The 15,135-nt window shown below is 74.1% G+C and carries 15 protein-coding genes; 11 read left to right on the plus strand and 4 right to left on the minus strand.

What is annotated here, in order from left to right:
* Window positions 1-51 precede the first annotated feature (51 nt).
* Entirely contained in the window at window positions 52-948 is an 897-nt protein-coding gene (locus tag HCJ93_RS24985; RefSeq protein WP_167998071.1) for a LysR family transcriptional regulator ArgP, read from the plus strand.
* Here the strand turns inward: HCJ93_RS24985 and HCJ93_RS24990 are convergent.
* Window positions 945-1,673, minus strand: coding sequence for a TetR/AcrR family transcriptional regulator (locus HCJ93_RS24990; protein WP_167998072.1), 729 nt, complete (start codon window positions 1,671-1,673; stop codon window positions 945-947). The genes HCJ93_RS24985 and HCJ93_RS24990 overlap by 4 nt on opposite strands.
* Before the next feature lie 180 nt (window positions 1,674-1,853).
* Here HCJ93_RS24990 and HCJ93_RS24995 point away from each other — a divergent pair, with 180 nt between their 5' ends.
* The 3 genes from HCJ93_RS24995 (at window position 1,854) to HCJ93_RS25005 (ending at window position 3,844) form a co-directional block, all read left to right on the plus strand.
* Complete coding sequence (locus tag HCJ93_RS24995; protein WP_167998073.1) at window positions 1,854-3,074, plus strand: saccharopine dehydrogenase family protein; 1,221 nt, start codon at window positions 1,854-1,856, stop codon at window positions 3,072-3,074.
* 107 nt (window positions 3,075-3,181) lie between these two features.
* Complete coding sequence (locus tag HCJ93_RS25000) at window positions 3,182-3,433, plus strand: WhiB family transcriptional regulator (protein WP_167998074.1); 252 nt, start codon at window positions 3,182-3,184, stop codon at window positions 3,431-3,433.
* Window positions 3,434-3,490: 57 nt separating this feature from the next.
* On the plus strand, window positions 3,491-3,844 hold the full coding sequence (locus tag HCJ93_RS25005) for a DUF488 domain-containing protein (protein WP_167998075.1): 354 nt from the start codon (window positions 3,491-3,493) through the stop codon (window positions 3,842-3,844).
* A 27-nt stretch (window positions 3,845-3,871) separates the two neighbouring features.
* On the opposite strand, the gene HCJ93_RS25010 is transcribed toward HCJ93_RS25005, so the two are convergent.
* Together HCJ93_RS25010 and HCJ93_RS25015 are read right to left on the minus strand one after the other, a co-directional pair.
* Window positions 3,872-5,545 carry an FAD-binding dehydrogenase gene (locus tag HCJ93_RS25010; protein ID WP_167998076.1) on the minus strand — a complete coding sequence of 558 codons (1,674 nt, stop codon included), beginning with the start codon at window positions 5,543-5,545 and terminating at the stop codon, window positions 3,872-3,874.
* A gap of 17 nt (window positions 5,546-5,562) precedes the next feature.
* Window positions 5,563-6,207 (minus strand): TetR/AcrR family transcriptional regulator, encoded by a 645-nt coding sequence (locus HCJ93_RS25015; RefSeq protein WP_167998077.1) that lies wholly within the window; start codon window positions 6,205-6,207, stop codon window positions 5,563-5,565.
* Between the two features lie 182 nt (window positions 6,208-6,389).
* Between HCJ93_RS25015 and HCJ93_RS25020 the strand changes: the two genes are divergently transcribed.
* The 5 genes from HCJ93_RS25020 (at window position 6,390) to HCJ93_RS25035 (ending at window position 10,465) form a co-directional block, all read left to right on the plus strand.
* The gene (locus HCJ93_RS25020; protein ID WP_167998078.1) at window positions 6,390-7,028 is read left to right on the plus strand and encodes an alpha-ketoglutarate-dependent dioxygenase AlkB; all 639 of its coding nucleotides are present in this window, start codon (window positions 6,390-6,392) and stop codon (window positions 7,026-7,028) included.
* Between the two features lie 130 nt (window positions 7,029-7,158).
* Window positions 7,159-7,731, plus strand: coding sequence for an acyltransferase family protein (locus HCJ93_RS29925; RefSeq protein ID WP_277350771.1), 573 nt, complete (start codon window positions 7,159-7,161; stop codon window positions 7,729-7,731).
* Between the two features lie 23 nt (window positions 7,732-7,754).
* A complete protein-coding gene (locus HCJ93_RS29930; protein ID WP_309141501.1) occupies window positions 7,755-8,435 on the plus strand; it encodes an acyltransferase family protein in 681 nt (226 codons plus the stop codon).
* A complete protein-coding gene (locus HCJ93_RS25030; RefSeq protein ID WP_167998079.1) occupies window positions 8,432-9,190 on the plus strand; it encodes an MBL fold metallo-hydrolase in 759 nt (252 codons plus the stop codon). The genes HCJ93_RS29930 and HCJ93_RS25030 overlap by 4 nt, the downstream gene beginning before the upstream one ends.
* Before the next feature lie 42 nt (window positions 9,191-9,232).
* Window positions 9,233-10,465, plus strand: coding sequence for a DUF4032 domain-containing protein (locus HCJ93_RS25035; protein WP_167998080.1), 1,233 nt, complete (start codon window positions 9,233-9,235; stop codon window positions 10,463-10,465).
* Window positions 10,466-10,583: 118 nt separating this feature from the next.
* On the opposite strand, the gene HCJ93_RS25040 is transcribed toward HCJ93_RS25035, so the two are convergent.
* The gene (locus tag HCJ93_RS25040; protein WP_167998081.1) at window positions 10,584-11,456 is read right to left on the minus strand and encodes a universal stress protein; all 873 of its coding nucleotides are present in this window, start codon (window positions 11,454-11,456) and stop codon (window positions 10,584-10,586) included.
* An 80-nt stretch (window positions 11,457-11,536) separates the two neighbouring features.
* Between HCJ93_RS25040 and HCJ93_RS25045 the strand changes: the two genes are divergently transcribed.
* A complete protein-coding gene (locus HCJ93_RS25045; protein WP_167998082.1) occupies window positions 11,537-11,893 on the plus strand; it encodes a VOC family protein in 357 nt (118 codons plus the stop codon).
* 122 nt (window positions 11,894-12,015) lie between these two features.
* Entirely contained in the window at window positions 12,016-14,955 is a 2,940-nt protein-coding gene (locus tag HCJ93_RS29935) for a helix-turn-helix transcriptional regulator (RefSeq protein ID WP_167998083.1), read from the plus strand.
* Window positions 14,956-15,135 lie beyond the last annotated feature (180 nt).

Consider the following 15,135-nt stretch of genomic DNA (forward strand, 5'->3'; position numbering starts at 1 on the left):
GCGGCCGAGTGCAGTCCAGCTAATGATTCTTAAGTACCATGAGCAGGCGTGATGGACGAGCTTCCCCTGGACCAGGTCAGGACCCTGCTCGCGGTGGTGGACGAGGGCACCTTCGACGCGGCGGCCGCGGCCCTGCATGTGACGCCGTCCGCGGTGAGCCAGCGGGTCAAGGCGCTGGAGCAGCGCACCGGCCGGGTGCTTCTGCAGCGCACCAAGCCGGTGCGGCCGACCGAGTCGGGCGAGGTGCTGGTGCGGCTCGCCCGCCAGGTGGCCCGGCTGGAGCAGGACGCCCAACGGGAGCTGGGCCTGAGCGGCGCCGGGGAGGCGACCCGGGTGGCGATCGCGGTGAACGCGGACTCGCTGGCGACCTGGTTCCTGGACGCCCTCACGCGCGTACCGGACCGGCTGCGGGTCCGGTTCGACCTGCGCCGCGCGGACGAGGCGTACACGGCTGCCCTGCTCAGGGAGGGCACGGTCATGGCGGCGGTGACCTCCTCCCCGGAGGCCGTGCCGGGCTGCTCGGTGCGCTACCTGGGGCGCATGCGCTACCTCCCGGTCGCCAGTCCCGAGTTCGCCGAACGGTACCTGTCCGGCCCGCTCGCCGAGGTGGTGCCCGAGGCGCCCGCGGTCGTCTTCGACCGCGCGGACGACTTCCAGGACGCCTTCGTGCGCCGGCTGACCGGCGGCAGCGCCGAGGCGAGCGCGGGCCGCCACTACGTCCCCGCCTCGGAGGGCTTCGCCCGGGCGGTCGTCGCGGGCCTCGGCTGGGGCATGGTCCCGGAGGCCCAGGCGGAGCCCCTGCTGCGCGCCGGCCGCCTCACCCTCTTCGCGCCGGGCCACGAGGCCGAGAGCTCCCTGTACTGGCAGCGGTGGAAGCTCGACTCCCCCGCCCTGACCGCGGTGACCGAGGCGGTGACCGCGACGGCGGCGCAGGCGCTGTCCCCCTAAGCGCCGCCCCGGGCTCGCCAGGAGACCTGCCCCTCGAGGCGGCGGGCCGCGCTGTCCAGGAGCATGTCCAGGGCCGTCGGATAGGCGCTGGTGACCATGCGGGTGGCGAGCAGGGGGGCCGCCTCGGCGATGCGGGGATGGGTCTCGGCGGGGAGACGGGCGTAGGTCGAGCGCCACATCTCCTCGTCGGAGCGGAGCGCCGCGCTGGGCAGGGCCAGGGAGGCGGCGTCGAGGGCGGCGAAGGCGAGCGTGGTGTCGATGAAGGCGTGGTAGATCCGCACCGCCTCCGGCAGCGGGAAACCGGCCGTGCGCAGCACGTCCAGCACCGCCTCGTCCGCGGCGAGCTCATGGGCGCGGCCGGTGACCCGGGCGGCGGTCAGCACCGCCGCCTGCGGATGCGAGACGTAGGCGTCGTGGATGCGCAGGCCCATGCCGCGCAGGTCCTCGAGCCACTCCCCCGTGCGCCGCCAGCCCTGCAGCGCCCGGCCGACGAGGGCGTCGCCGATGGCCAGGGTGAGGTCGTCCATGCCGCGGAAGTAGCGGTAGAGCGTGCTGGGGTCGCAGTCCAGGGCGAGGCCGAGCCGGCGGGCGGTCAGGCCGGTGCTGCCGTGTTCGCGCAGCAGGCGCAGTGCGGTCTCGACGATCAGCTGCTCGGACAGCACCCGTCCGCTCCTGGTGGGCCGGCGCCGCCGCCGCTTCTCCTCGGGCACCACCGGTTTCGCCATCCCGCCCGCCTCCCGTCACACGGATCGGTACTCCCCGGGCCGGGGCCGGCCGCGGCCGCCCGCCCCTTATGCCAACACCATTGACCTTACGACACCGGCCGGCGTTGGATCCGGCTCGAGGGGCCCCTCGGCGCAATCGGCGCTTTCATGAGACGAGGACAAGGAAAGGGAGTGCGCGTCATGCGTGTACTGCTCGTGGGCGCGGGCGGCGTGGGTACCGCGATCACCCGGATCGCGGCCCGGCGGCCGTTCCTCGACCGGATGGTGGTGGCCGACTACGACCCCTCCCGCGCCGAGGCGGCGGTCTCCGCCCTCGGTGACGGTGCCGGCCGGTTCCGGGCCGAGCGGGTGGACGCCGGGGACGAGGCGCAGGTGGCGGCGCTGCTGGCGCGGCACGAGTGCGATGTGCTGCTCAACGCCACCGACCCCCGGTTCGTGATGCCGCTGTTCCGGGCCGCGCAGGGCGCCAGGGTGACCTATGTCGACATGGCGATGTCACTGTCGGAGCCGCACCCCGAGCGGCCGTACGAGGAGTGCGGGGTGAAGCTCGGCGACGAGCAGTTCGAACGGGCCGCCGAGTGGGAGAAGGCCGGGGCGCTGGCCCTGGTCGGCATGGGCGTGGAGCCCGGCCTGTCGGACGTGTTCGCGCGGTACGCCGCCGACGAACTCTTCGACGAGATCGAGGAGATCGGCGTCCGGGACGGGGCCGACCTCACGGTGGAGGGCTACGACTTCGCGCCCTCCTTCAGCATCTGGACCACCATCGAGGAGTGCCTGAACCCTCCGGTGGTGTACGAGGCGGACCGCGGCTGGTTCACCACCGAGCCGTTCAGCGAGCCGGAGGTGTTCGACTTCCCCGAGGGCATCGGCCCGGTGGAGTGCGTGAACGTCGAGCACGAGGAGGTGCTGCTCGTCCCGCGCTGGGTGAACGCGCGCCGGGTCACCTTCAAGTACGGGCTGGGAAGGGAGTTCATCGACACGCTCAGGAAGCTGCACCTGCTGGGCCTGGACCGCACCGAGCCGGTGACCGTGCCGAGCGCGCAGGGGCCCGTCCAGGTGTCGCCGCGGGACGTGGTGGCGGCCTGCCTGCCCGACCCGGCGACGCTGGGCGAGCGGATGCACGGCAAGACCTGCGCCGGGACCTGGGTGCGCGGGACGAAGGACGGGGCGCCGCGCGAGGTGTACCTGTACCACGTGGTCGACAACCAGTGGTCCATGACCGAGTACGGCTGCCAGGCGGTGGTGTGGCAGACCGCGATCAACCCGGTGGTGGCGCTGGAACTGCTCGCCACGGGCGAGTGGTCGGGCACCGGGGTGCTCGGTCCGGAGGCGTTCCCGGCGAGGCCGTTCCTGGACCTGCTGAACGCATACGGCTCGCCGTGGGGCATGCGGGAGCAGTGACACATGTCCTGTTTCGCCCGTGGCCGGCAGGTCACCCGGAGAGGAGCAGAGCATCCCCGAGGGGGCTTGAGGGATGCGTTCCCGACTCCGGACACAGGTGACTTTCCATGGACGACTGGCGTGCCCGCGCTGCCTGTCGGGACGAGGATCCCGACCTCTTCTTCCCGATCGGCACCACCGGCCCGGCCCTGGTGCAGACCGAGCAGGCCAAGGCGGTGTGCCGGCGCTGCCCGGTGCGGGAGCAGTGCCTGGACTGGGCGCTGGAGACCGGGCAGTCCACCGGGGTGTGGGGCGGCACGGGCGAGACGGAACGCCGTGCGCTCGAGCGGCGCACGGCCGCACGACGCGGTTCCGGCTGAGCGGGCGGGGAGCACCGGCCGCCCGCCCGGCCGGACTTCACCGGAAGGGGGCCGAGGATGAGTGTGCGGGTACGGCGGGTGTACGAGCCGCCCGAGGCGGACGACGGGGTGCGGGTGCTGGTCGACCGCCTGTGGCCGCGCGGCCTGGCGAAGGAGGCTGCCCGGATCGACGAGTGGCCCAAGGGGCTCACCCCGTCGACCGAGCTGCGCCGCTGGTACCACGCGGGCGAGGGGTCGTTCGAGGAGTTCCGCGAGCGCTACGAGGCGGAACTCGAGGTCCCCGAGGCGGCCGAGCTGCTCCAGCACCTGCGTGAGCTGGTCGCCGAGGGGCCCGTGACGCTGCTGACCGCCTCCAGGCAACCGGAGCGCAGCCAGGCGGCCGTGCTGGCCCGGTTGCTGGAGGAGGGCTGAGTCCCGCCCCGCCGCAGTGCCGCGCGGTCAGGCGGTCTGCTGTGCCGCCGCCCGGCCCGCGGCGCGGCCGGAGAAGAGGCAGCCGCCGAGGAAGGTGCCTTCCAGGGCGTTGTAGCCGTGGACCCCGCCGCCGCCGAAGCCGGCGACCTCCCCGGCCGCGTAGAGGCCGTCGACCGGGTTGCCGTCGGAGCCGAGGGCGCGGGAGTCGAGGTCGGTCTGGATGCCGCCCAGGGTCTTGCGGGTGAGGATGTGCAGCTTGACGCCGATCAGGGGTCCGGCCGCGGGGTCGAGGATGCGGTGCGGGGTGGCCACCCGGCCGAGCCGGTCGCCCAGGTAGCGGCGGGCGTTGCGGATGCCCTGTACCTGGGCGTCCTTGGCGTAGGGATTGGCGATCTGCAGGTCGCGGGCCTCGATCTGGCGCCGGATGACGGCCGCGTCGAGGAGGGGCTTGTCGGTGAGGGCGTTCATCTTGTCGACGAGCTGTTCCAGCGTGGGCGCGGTGACGAAGTCGGCGCCGTTGCGCAGGAAGGCGTCCACAGGTCCCGGGGCCCCCTTGCCGAGGAGCCGCTCGCGCAGGAATCCGGCGCGGTCCTTGGCGGTGATGTCGGGGTTCTGCTCGGAGCCCGACAGGGCGAACTCCTTCTCGATGATCTTCTGGGTGAGGATGAACCAGGAGTGGTCGTACCCGGAGATGTCCTCGGTGGTGCGCAGGTACGCGAGTGTGCTGAGGGTGTCGTACCCGGGCAGGCAGGGCTCGGGCAGGCGGCGTCCGAGGGCGTCGAACCAGAGGGAGGACGGGCCGGGCAGGATGCGGATGCCGTGGCCGGGCCAGACGGGGTCCCAGTTCTGGAGGCCCTCGGTGTAGTGCCACATGCGGTCCCGGTTGACCAGGCGCACCCCGGCGCGGGCGCTGATGTCGAGCATCCGCCCGTCGACATGGGCGGGTACGCCGGTGACCATCTCGGCGGGCGGGGTGCCCAGGCGTTCGGGCCAGTAGCGGCGGACGATCTCGTGGTTGCCGCCGATGCCGCCGCTGGTGACGATCACGGCCTGGGCGGTCAGCTCGAACTCGCCGATCGCGTCCCGGTTGGAGGCGACGCCGCGCGGGGAGTCGTCGGGGGCCAGCACGGTGCCGCGCACCCCGCGGGCGGCGCCGTTCTCCATGACGAGCTCGTCGACGCGGTGGCGGTGGTAGAAGGTGAGCAGCCCGTCGCTCGCCGCCTGCTCGGCGTAGCGGACGAAGGGTTCGACGACGCCGGTGCCGGTGCCCCAGGCGATGTGGAAGCGGGGCACGCTGTTGCCGTGGCCGTCGGCGCGCAGGTCGCCGCGCTCGGCCCAGCCGACGGTGGGCAGGAAGGTGATGCCGTGCCGGTCGAGCCAGGGCCGCTTCTCCCCCGCCGCCCACTCGACATAGGCGCGGGCCCAGCGCACCGCCCAGGAGTCCTCGTCGTCGAGACGGTCGAAGCGGGCGCTGCCCTGCCAGTCGCTCCAGGCCAGGTCGAAGGAGTCCTTGATGCCGAGGCGCCGCTGCTCCGGGGAGCCGACCAGGAACAGCCCGCCGAAGGACCAGAAGGCCTGCCCGCCGAGGTTGGCGGCGTTCTCCTGCTCGACGAGCGCGACCCTGCGGCCCCTGCTGGTCAGCTCGTGGGCCGCGACCAGGCCCGCGAGCCCCGCTCCCACGACGACGACATCGGCGTCCATGGCCTCCCCTTCCCTGTTCACTCGCGCCCGCGCGGGGCCGGTTCGGCGCTGCCCTCGGTGAGCAGCGCGGTCAGCAGTTGTTTCAGCCAGGCCCGGGCCCCTGCGACGTCCCGGTCCAGCAGCAGTCGGGTGGTGACCCCGTCGTACGCGGCGACCACGGCGTGCGCGGCGCTGTCGACGTCGCCGAGCACGGCGGGCAGCGGCGTGTGCCCCTGGGCCCTGGCCAGCCGCTCGGCGATGGCGCCGCGCAGCCCGGCCCGGTGCTCCAGCAGGGCGCGGGCGACCTCCGGGTCGCGGGCGGCGTGCACCAGGAAGTCCGTCTTCACCAGCAGCCAGTCCCGGTCGAGCAGCAGCACGGCGGTGACCCGGTCCACGGCGGCGGGCACGTCCAGATCGGGGCCGTCCTGGGCGAGGGCCTCGGCGACCTGCCGGGCGATCAGCTCGGCCCGCTCCTCGTACAGGGCGAAGAACAGCTCGTCCAGGCTTGAGAAGTTGGAGTAGAAGGCGCCCCGGCTGTAGCCGGCGGTCTCGCAGATCTCCTCGATGGAGACATGTCCGAAGCCCTTGGCCGCGAAGACGGAGAAGGCGGCCGCCAAGAGGTTCGCCCGGGTGCGGGCACGGCGTCTGGTGATCCGCCCTGTGCTGCCGCCGGTCCGCGTCATGGCCGCCACCGCCCCACCTCCGTTCGATACGCGAACGTATTCGATACACCGATGTATCGGAAGAGGCTGGAGGAGCCGGGTGCCTCCGCGGTTCGCGGCGACGTCCGCGGCCCTGCACCCCTGTGGGTGCTCGCCCGGACTCGATCTAGAACGCATTTTCGAATGCGAGGTACGCTGGTGTCATGAGCACGCACCGGCCCGCCGCCCTGCAGGGGTCGCTCTTCGACCAGGCCGAGGAGCCGCGGCTCGGTCCGCTGGACGGACTGCGCCGCACGCGTCTGGGCTCCGGCGCCTGGATCGACCTGCTGCCGGGCTGGCTCAGCGGCTCGGACGCGCTGTTCGAGCACCTGGCCGCCGAGGTCCCCTGGCGGGCCGAGCGGCGCACCATGTACGACCAGGTCGTCGACGTCCCCCGGCTGCTCGCGTACTACCGCGAGGGCGATCCGCTCCCCCATCCCGTTCTGGACGGGGCCCGTGAAGCGCTGAGCGCCCACTACGCCGACGAGCTGGGCGAGCCGTTCGCCACGGCCGGGCTGTGCTACTACCGGGACGGCCGGGACAGCGTCGCCTGGCACGGCGACCGGATCGGCCGGGGCGCACGGGAGGACACGATGGTCGCCATCCTCTCGGTGGGCGCGGCCCGTGACCTGCTGCTGCGGCCGACCGGCGGCGGCCCCGTCGTGCGCCGGCCGCTGGGCCACGGGGATCTGATCGTGATGGGCGGTTCCTGCCAGCGCACCTGGGAGCACTCGGTGCCGAAGAGCACCCGGGCCGCCGGGCCGCGCATCAGCGTCCAGTTCCGCCCGCGGGGCGTGAACTGACCCGGACCCGGCCCCCGCCGTGAAGGAGGGCACGTCCCGACTGCCGCAAGAGCGCCCGCCCCACTGCCGGAACCCTGTCCTCCCCTCTGCCGCTCGAGCACACTGGGCGCACCCGGGAGCGGGAGGGGCGATGGGAACGAACGGCGGGCGTGCGGGAGCGTACGAGGGACGACGCGTCGAGCTGGACATCCTGCGCGCGCTGGTCGTCCTCGGCCTGGTCTTCTTCCACTCCGCGCTGGTGTTCTCCCCCGACGACGACTTCTACGTCAAGAATCCGCAGACCACCGGGGCCGTCACGGTGCTTGCCGGGTTCGGCGTGGTGTGGGCGATGCCCATGCTGTTCCTGGTCGCGGGGCTCGGCGCCCGGCACTCGATCCGCCGGCGCGGGCCCGGCGGGTTCGCCCGGGAGCGGCTGCTGCGGCTGGGCGTCCCGCTGGTCTTCGCGACCGTGGTGCTGTGCCCGCTGCCGCAGTGGCTGCGCCTGCGGGCCGCCGACCCCGGCTACGACGAGTCGTATCCGGGCTTCTGGCGACGGTTCCTGACCGTGCGGCCGGATCTCGCGGACTTCCCGTTCGTGCTGGACGGCGAGTACTTCGAGACCGGGCATCTGTGGTTCGTCGTGCTGCTGCTCGCCTTCTGTCTGCTGCTGGCCCCGGTCGCCGGCGCGCTGGCGACCGCCTCCGGGGGCTGGTTCCCGCGCTGAGCCGCCGTCCGGCGCTGCTGCTGGTGCCCGCACTGCCGCTGGCCGCCGTGAACGCGCTGCTGGGCATGGAGGAGGGCTTCGCGGGCTGGAACCGCTGGGCGTATCTGCTGTTCTTCGCCTACGGGTTCGCCCTCGCCGACGAGCCGCGGGTGCGCGAGGCGAGCAGCCGGGCGGTGGTCGCCTTCGGTGTGCTCGGGCTGGTGCTGTTCGCCGGGACGGCCCCCGGTTTCATCGCCGGCGACGACCCGTTCACCGCGTGGGACCCGGTGGCGGTGGCCACCCGGGCGCTGTTCGGGGCGGCCGGGTGGTGCTGGGTGCTGGCGATCCTCGGCCTGCTGGACCGGCGACGGCAGCGCTCCGCAGCGGACGGTCCGGCGACGGATGCGGCGACGAGCCAGGAGACGGACACGGCGACGGGCAAGGGGACGGCGGGCAGGCCCGCGCTGCTCGGATATCTGGCGGTCGCCGCCCTGCCGCTGTACGTGCTGCACCAGCCGGCCGTCGTCGCCTACGCCTACGGCGTGGTCGGCTGGCAGGCGCCGATGGCCGTCAAGTACCTGGTGATCGTGGCCGCTTCGCTCGCCACCGTCCTGCTGGTGTACGAGTTCGCCGTGCGCAGGACCGCGGTGACCCGCCTGCTGTTCGGCCTGCGTGGTTCCCTGGTGTCCGGCGGGCGGCACGGCGAGAGTGCGAGGCGGGCATGAGAGCGGACGTACGGCAGGCGGCGGACGGCGTCTTCCTGGTGCACGGCACCCACACCAACTGGGTGATCCTCGCCGAGGGTGACGCCGTCACCCTGATCGACACCGGGTATCCCGGCGACCGGGCGCTGCTGCTGGACTCCCTGGCGCAGGTGGGCGCGGCGCCGGAGGCGGTGAGCGCCGTGCTGCTCACCCACGCCCACAACGACCACATCGGGTCCGCCGAGTACCTGCGGGCGGCCCACGGGACGCCGGTGTACGCGCACGAGGCCGAAGTCCCGCACGCGCGGCGCGACTTCCTGCACCAGGTGAGCGCGGGACGGGTGGTGCTGAACGCCTGGCGCCCGGGCGTGCTGCGCTGGGGGCTGCGGGCGCTGCGCTCCGGCGGCACCGCCCATGTGCCGGTCCTGGACCCCCGGCCGCTCCCGGCGGCGGGCGCCGAGGCGGGCCCGCTGGACCTGCCGGGCGGGCCGGTCCCGGTCCCGACGCCGGGGCACACCGACGGGCACTGCGCGTTCCACCTTCCGCAGGCGGGGGTGGTGATCTCGGGCGATGCGCTGGCCTGCGGTCATGCGACCTCGCGGCTGGCGGGGCCGCAGCTGCTGCCGCGCATGTTCCACCACGACACGGCCGCCGCGGTCGCCTCCCTGGACGTGCTCGCCGCTCTGGACGGCGATCTGCTGCTGCCGGGGCACGGTCCGCTGCACCGGGGCCCCGTGCGGGAAGCCGCCCGTACGGCTCGGGCGTTTGCCTCATAGGGTGAACAGGACGACCACACGCAAGACGAGGACACTCGAGGCATGGCCCTGCAGATCAACGCGACCAACCCGGAGCATCCCGCGCTCCTGTTGGAGCTGCCGTGGCACCTGCCGCTCGAGGAGTGGCCCGAGGAGTACCTCGTGCCGCTCCCGCGCGGCATCTCCCGGCACGTGGTGCGCTACGCCCGTGCCGGTGACGAGGTGATCGCGGTCAAGGAGCTCGCGGAGCGGCCCGCGCTGCGCGAGTACGAGCTGCTGCGCGATCTGGACCGGCTGGGCATCCCGGCGGTGGACCCGCTGGCCGTGGTCACCGGCCGCACCGACACCTCCGGCGAACCGCTGGAGAGCGTGCTGATCACCCGGCACCTGGGCGGCTCGATGCCGTACCGGTCGATGTTCGAGACGACCCTGCGCCCGGCGACCATGCACCGGCTGATGGACGCGCTCGCGGTGCTGCTGGTGCGGCTGCACCTGGCCGGCTTCTCCTGGGGCGACTGCTCACTGTCCAACACACTGTTCCGGCGGGACGCGGGCGCGTACGCCGCCTATCTGGTGGACGCCGAGACCGGTGACCTGCACCCCGAACTGTCGCGGGGGCAGCGCGAGTACGACCTCGACCTGGCCCGCGTCAACATCAGCGGCGAGCTGCTCGACCTGGAGGCCTCCGGCGCCCTGCACCCCTCGGTCGACCCGATCGACTTCGGCACCGAGATCTGCGGCCGCTACCAGGACCTATGGCAGGAGCTGACCCGCACCTCGGTGTACCCGGCGGGCAAGTACCACTACATCGAGCGCCGGATCCGCCGCCTGAACGAGCTGGGCTTCGACGTGGCCGAGATGCAGATCGAGCACGCCTCCAACGGCGACACGGTCACCTTCGTGCCCAAGGTGGTCGACGCCGGACACCACCAGCGCCAGCTGCTGCGGCTGACCGGCCTGGACACCGAGGAGAACCAGGCGCGGCGGCTGCTGAACGACCTGGAGAGCTGGATGGCCACCCAGGAGGACTACGCCCCGGGCGATCCGCTGAGCGCCCGGCCGGAGGTGCTCGCCCACCGCTGGGTGCGCGAGGTCTTCCGGCCGACCGTGCGGGCCGTCCCGCCGGAGCTGCGCGGCGGGATGGACGCGGCGGAGATCTACCACGAGATCCTGGAGCACCGCTGGTACCTCTCCGAGCGGGCCCAGCACGACATCGGGCTCGACACGGCCGTGCAGGACTACATCGAGAACATCCTGCCGAAGAGCCGGGACGCCCTGCAGACCGTGGTCGACTGAGCGGCCGGCCGTACCGGGCGTCTCGGGACGGGCGCGCCCGGTGCGGGGCCCGCGGCGGGACGGGCCCCGGTGGGCGAGCAGTCCTCGAGGCGTGCGGGCCCCAGGTGTGCGGGCCCCCTCAGGTGTGCGGCACGACGGCGACCGGGCAGCCGGCGTGGTGCAGCACGCCGTGGGCCACCGAGCCGATGCGGGCGCCGACCGCCGTGCGGTGAGCCCGGCGCCCGACGACCATCAGCTGGGCGTTCCCGGCCACCGACAGCAGTACCTGCCCCGCGCTGCCGATCTCCACGTGCTCGACGACCCGCACCTCCGGGTAGCGCTCCCGCCAGGGGGCGAGCGCGGCCGCCAGCGCCTTCTGCTCGTACGGCTCGAGCCCCCCGGCCTCGTCCATCAGGCGCAGCGAGCCGGGGCTGTAGGCGAAGACCGGCGGCAGCGTCCAGGCGCGGACCGCGCGCACGGTGGCGCCGCGCGCGGCGGCCGTGGCGAAGGCGAAGCCCAGCGCGGCGGCGCTGTCCTCCGGGTCGCCCTGCTGGCCGACGACGATCTCGCGACCGGCGGCCTCGGCGGACGGCTGGTCACCGGCGCGGACGAACACCACGGGCCGGGTGGCCTCGACGATCACCTGCTGCCCGACCGAGCCGACCAGGAAGCCCATGATCCGGCCGTGCCCGCGCGAGCCGAGCACCAGCATCTCCGACTCGCCGGCGACGCGCACCAGGGTCTCCACGGCGTCGCCCTCGAGGATGTCGGTGCTCACCTCGACGTCCGGGTGCCGTTCGACGACCTCGCGGATCGCCCCGCCCACCGACTCGCGCACCCACCCCTCCTGGGTGACGGCGTCGCCGGCGTCCACCGCGTCATGGCTCTGGAAGCGCCAGGCGTGCACCACCCGCAGCGGCAGCCCGCGCCGGACCGCCTCCCTCGCCGCCCAGGCCAGCGCGGCGAGGCTCTCCTCGCTTCCGTCGACCCCTGCCGTGATCGGGCGCGTCATGCGGTTCCTCCAGGTCTCGTGTCCCGTACGTGTGGTCGATCGCCCCGTACGCGCCGTCCAGTCTTCCCTACTCTGTGGTCATGACGCTTCAGTGGGAGCAGGTGGTGATGGACGCGGCCGATCCGGTGGCCCTGGGGCGCTGGTGGGCCGAGGCCCTGGGATGGGTCGTGGTCAACGACGATCCGGACGAGTTCGAGATCCGGCCGGAGCCGGACCGGCTGCCGGGGATCATCTTCGAGCCGGTGACGGACCGGAAGAGCGGCAAGAACCGGCTTCATCTGGACTTCCGGCCCGAGGACCAGAAGGCGGAGGTGGAACGCCTGCTCGCCCTCGGCGCCCGGCACGCCGACATCGGCCAGGGCGAGCAGACCTGGGTGGTCATGGCCGACCCCGAGGGCAACGAGTTCTGCGTGCTGTCCGGGCGCGGCGGCGGCTGAGACGGCCGGCGACGGTGAGCGGGCGTCCGCCGCGGGGCGGCACGTCCACCGGGTGACCCGGCGTCCGGTGCCCGTGATCGTCCCGCGGTCCCGGGGCCCTCGGCACGTGCCAGGATGGAGGCGTGTCGCAGGTGTTCACTCCGAGCCCGCTCATCGGCCGGGACGACGAACTCGCCCGGCTCGCCGGGGTGCTGGAACGCGCCCGGCGCGGTGAGGCGCGCGCCGTGCTGGTCGCCGGGGACGCCGGGGTGGGCAAGACCCGGCTCCTCGACGAGGCCGCCGCACGGGCGGAGCGGGACGGCTTCACGGTCCTCACCGGGCACTGCGTGGACGTCGGCGACGTGGGTCTGCCGTATCTGCCGTTCACCGAGGTGCTGGGGCGGCTCGTCGCGGACGAGCGGTTCGCCGCGGTCGTGACCGACCGTCCCGTGGTGGCCCGGCTGCTGGGCGAGGGACCCGACGCGGTGCGGGACGTCGACGCGCGGGCCCGGCTGTTCGAGGGCATGGCCCGGCTGCTGGCCGACGTCGCCTCGACCACGCCGCTGCTGATCGTCCTGGAGGACTTCCACTGGGCCGACCAGTCCTCCCGCGACCTGCTGCGCTTCCTGCTCAGCCGTGGCATCCTGGAGCGTCCCGCGGGTGGCGCCCCGGCTGCCGGGCCGGCCGTGTGCGTCTCGTACCGGGCGGACGATCTGCACCGCCGCCACCCGCTGCGGCCGCTGCTGGCCGAGCTGGTGCGGCTGCCCGCGGTGGAGCGGCTGGAGCTGCGGCCGCTGCCGGACGCCGATGTGGCCCGCCTGGTGCGCGCCCTGGATCCCCGGCCGCTGCCGGACGCCACGGTGCACCGGATCGTGGAACGCGCGGAGGGCAACGCCTTCTACGCCGAGGAGCTGCTCGCGGCCACGGACACCGCGGACGGCGGGGTGCCGAGCGCCCTGGCCGACGTCCTGCTCATCCGGGTGGAGCAGCTGTCCCGGACCGCCCAGCAGGTCCTGCGCACCGCCGCGGTGGCCGGGCGGCGAGTGGAGCACGAGCTGCTGCGGGAGGCCGTCGGCATCCCGGAGGAGGAGCTGGAGGCCGCGCTGCGCGAGGCGGTGGGGCGGCAGCTGCTGGTAGCCGGGGACGACGACACCTACGCCTTCCGGCACGCACTGACCCGGGAGGCCGTGCACGACGACCTGCTGCCGGGTGAACGGGCCCGGTTGCACGGCGTGTTCGCCCGGCTGCTGACCGCGCGGGGACGCCGCCCGGAGACGGCGGCGGAGCGCGCCCACCACCACCGCGAGAGTCACGCCCCGGCCCAGGCGCTGCTCGCCTCGCTGGAGGCCGCCGACCACGCCCAGCGGCTGGGGGCGCCCGCCGAGGAACTGCGTCATCTGGAGGCGGCCCTGGACCTGTGGCCGGCGGTGGGCCGCACGGGGCTGCCAGCCGGTTCCGGGGTCGATCCGGTGGCGCTCACCCTGCGGGCCTCGGCGGCCGCCGCGCACGCCGGAGAGCTGCACCGGGCGGTCGCCCTGAGCCGGTCCGCGCTGGCCGACCTCGGCCAGGACGCCGACCTGGAGCTGGCCGCCCGGGTGCGCTACACACTGGCCGGGAATCTGCTGCAGGTCGACAACCTGTCCGCGGCGTTCGCGCACAGCAGCGAGGCGCTGGCGATGATCCCCGCCGAGCCGGTGTCGCCCACCTGGGTGTGGGCGGCGGCCACCCACGCGATGACGGCCCGTTTCGCGGGCGACGGCGGTGCCGCGCTGGAGGTCGGCCGCCGGGCGCTCGAGGCGGCCGGGCGACTGGGCATGCCCGACGCGCAGGCCGATCTGCTGATCTCCCTGGTCGGCCTGGACGGCCGGCACCGGCACTCCCCGGAGGGCCGGGAGCTGCTGACCCGGGCGCGGGAGCTGGCGCGGACCGCGGGCCATGCCCCGGTGGAGCTGCGGGCGCTGTTCAACCTCGCCATGGGCTGCTACGAGTCCGGCGACCTCGACGCCTGCCTGTCCTGGGTGACGGAGGGTCTCGCCCTGGCACGCCGCGCCGGGTTGCTGTCCTCGCCGTATCCGCTGGAGATGCGGCACCTGCGGCTGACGGTGCTGTATGTGCTGGGCCGCTGGGACGAGTGCCTGCGGGCGGCCGAGGCGGATACCGAGGCGCTGTCCGCCGCGGGCGGGTACACCATGGCGCCGGCGCTGTACATCGCCCTCGCGCGCGGCGACCTCACGGCGGCCGACCGTGCCCGGCGCCTGCTGGACGGGCCGTTCGACTGGATGGCGACGCTGGTCGCCGGCATCGCCCTGACCGAGGCGGCCGCGCTGCGGGACGATCCGGAGGACGCCGTGCGGTGGATGCGGTCCACCGTGCGGGCGCTGTCGGACAAGGCCGGCACACCGGATGTGACCGTCCGGCTGGCGGCGCTCGCCCTGGCCCCGGTGGCCGACGCGGCCGTGCGGGCGCGCACGTCGGCCGGCGAGGCGGAGCTCGCGCGCTGGACCGGGACGGCGACCGAACTGGTCGAGGCTGCGCGGGAGTCGGCCGCGCACAGCCATGACGGCACCCCGCAGGGCCCGGAGGGGCAGGCGTGGCTCGCGCGAGCGGAGGCGGAGTGGCGGCGGGCCGTGTCGGGCCCGGATGCCGCGGCCTGGGAGCGGGCGGTGGACGCCTTCGCCTACGGGGACGCCTATGAGCGTGCCCGGTGCGGGCTGCGGCGGGCCGAGGCGCTGCTGGCGGCCGGAGCGCGCGAGGAGGCGGCACGGGAGGCGGACGCGGTACGCGAGGTCGCCGGGCGGCTGGGCGCCACCGTGCTGCGGCAGCGGCTCGACGAGCTGGTGAGCCGCGGCCGTCTGGCGCGGACGCCGCGGAACGGGGAGCGCCCGTCGCTGCTCACCGCGCGCGAGCGTGAGGTGCTGCGGCTGCTGGCGAAGGGACGCAGCAACCGGCAGATCGGCGAGGAGCTGTTCATCACCGGCAAGACGGCGAGCGTGCACGTGTCCAACATCCTCGCCAAACTGGGCGCCTCCAGCCGCACCGAGGCGGTGGCCATCGCGCACCGCAAGGGTCTGCTCGACGCGTAGGAGGCCTCTTTCCCGGCCCTCCGCATTCGGCCTTTCCGGGGGCACGCGCTCCCTGCGGCCGGTGTGAACGCCTGTCGCGGTAGTAGGGTGACCGCACCCGGCAACGCTCCGTGACCGAACGGTCACTCCTGGGTACTGCCGTGGTGTCAGGTGCCGGATCGTCGGGCGAGCGGGAGTTCA

Origin of the sequence: Streptomyces composti (assembly GCF_012034205.1) — a bacterium.
Taxonomy (GTDB): Bacteria; Actinomycetota; Actinomycetes; order Streptomycetales; family Streptomycetaceae; genus Streptomyces; species Streptomyces composti.

Coding starts and splice junctions, on each gene's coding strand:
- HCJ93_RS24985 (WP_167998071.1), top strand. CDS start 52: ATGGACGAGCTTCCCCTGGACCAGGTCAGGACCCTGCTCGCGGTGGTG.
- HCJ93_RS25030 (WP_167998079.1), top strand. CDS start 8,432: ATGAGAGCGGACGTACGGCAGGCGGCGGACGGCGTCTTCCTGGTGCAC.
- HCJ93_RS24995 (WP_167998073.1), top strand. CDS start 1,854: ATGCGTGTACTGCTCGTGGGCGCGGGCGGCGTGGGTACCGCGATCACC.
- HCJ93_RS25005 (WP_167998075.1), top strand. CDS start 3,491: ATGAGTGTGCGGGTACGGCGGGTGTACGAGCCGCCCGAGGCGGACGAC.
- HCJ93_RS25035 (WP_167998080.1), top strand. CDS start 9,233: ATGGCCCTGCAGATCAACGCGACCAACCCGGAGCATCCCGCGCTCCTG.
- HCJ93_RS25020 (WP_167998078.1), top strand. CDS start 6,390: ATGAGCACGCACCGGCCCGCCGCCCTGCAGGGGTCGCTCTTCGACCAG.
- HCJ93_RS29925 (WP_277350771.1), top strand. CDS start 7,159: ATGGGAACGAACGGCGGGCGTGCGGGAGCGTACGAGGGACGACGCGTC.
- HCJ93_RS25010 (WP_167998076.1), bottom strand. CDS start 5,545: ATGGACGCCGATGTCGTCGTCGTGGGAGCGGGGCTCGCGGGCCTGGTC.
- HCJ93_RS25040 (WP_167998081.1), bottom strand. CDS start 11,456: ATGACGCGCCCGATCACGGCAGGGGTCGACGGAAGCGAGGAGAGCCTC.
- HCJ93_RS25015 (WP_167998077.1), bottom strand. CDS start 6,207: ATGACGCGGACCGGCGGCAGCACAGGGCGGATCACCAGACGCCGTGCC.
- HCJ93_RS24990 (WP_167998072.1), bottom strand. CDS start 1,673: ATGGCGAAACCGGTGGTGCCCGAGGAGAAGCGGCGGCGGCGCCGGCCC.
- HCJ93_RS25045 (WP_167998082.1), top strand. CDS start 11,537: ATGACGCTTCAGTGGGAGCAGGTGGTGATGGACGCGGCCGATCCGGTG.
- HCJ93_RS25000 (WP_167998074.1), top strand. CDS start 3,182: ATGGACGACTGGCGTGCCCGCGCTGCCTGTCGGGACGAGGATCCCGAC.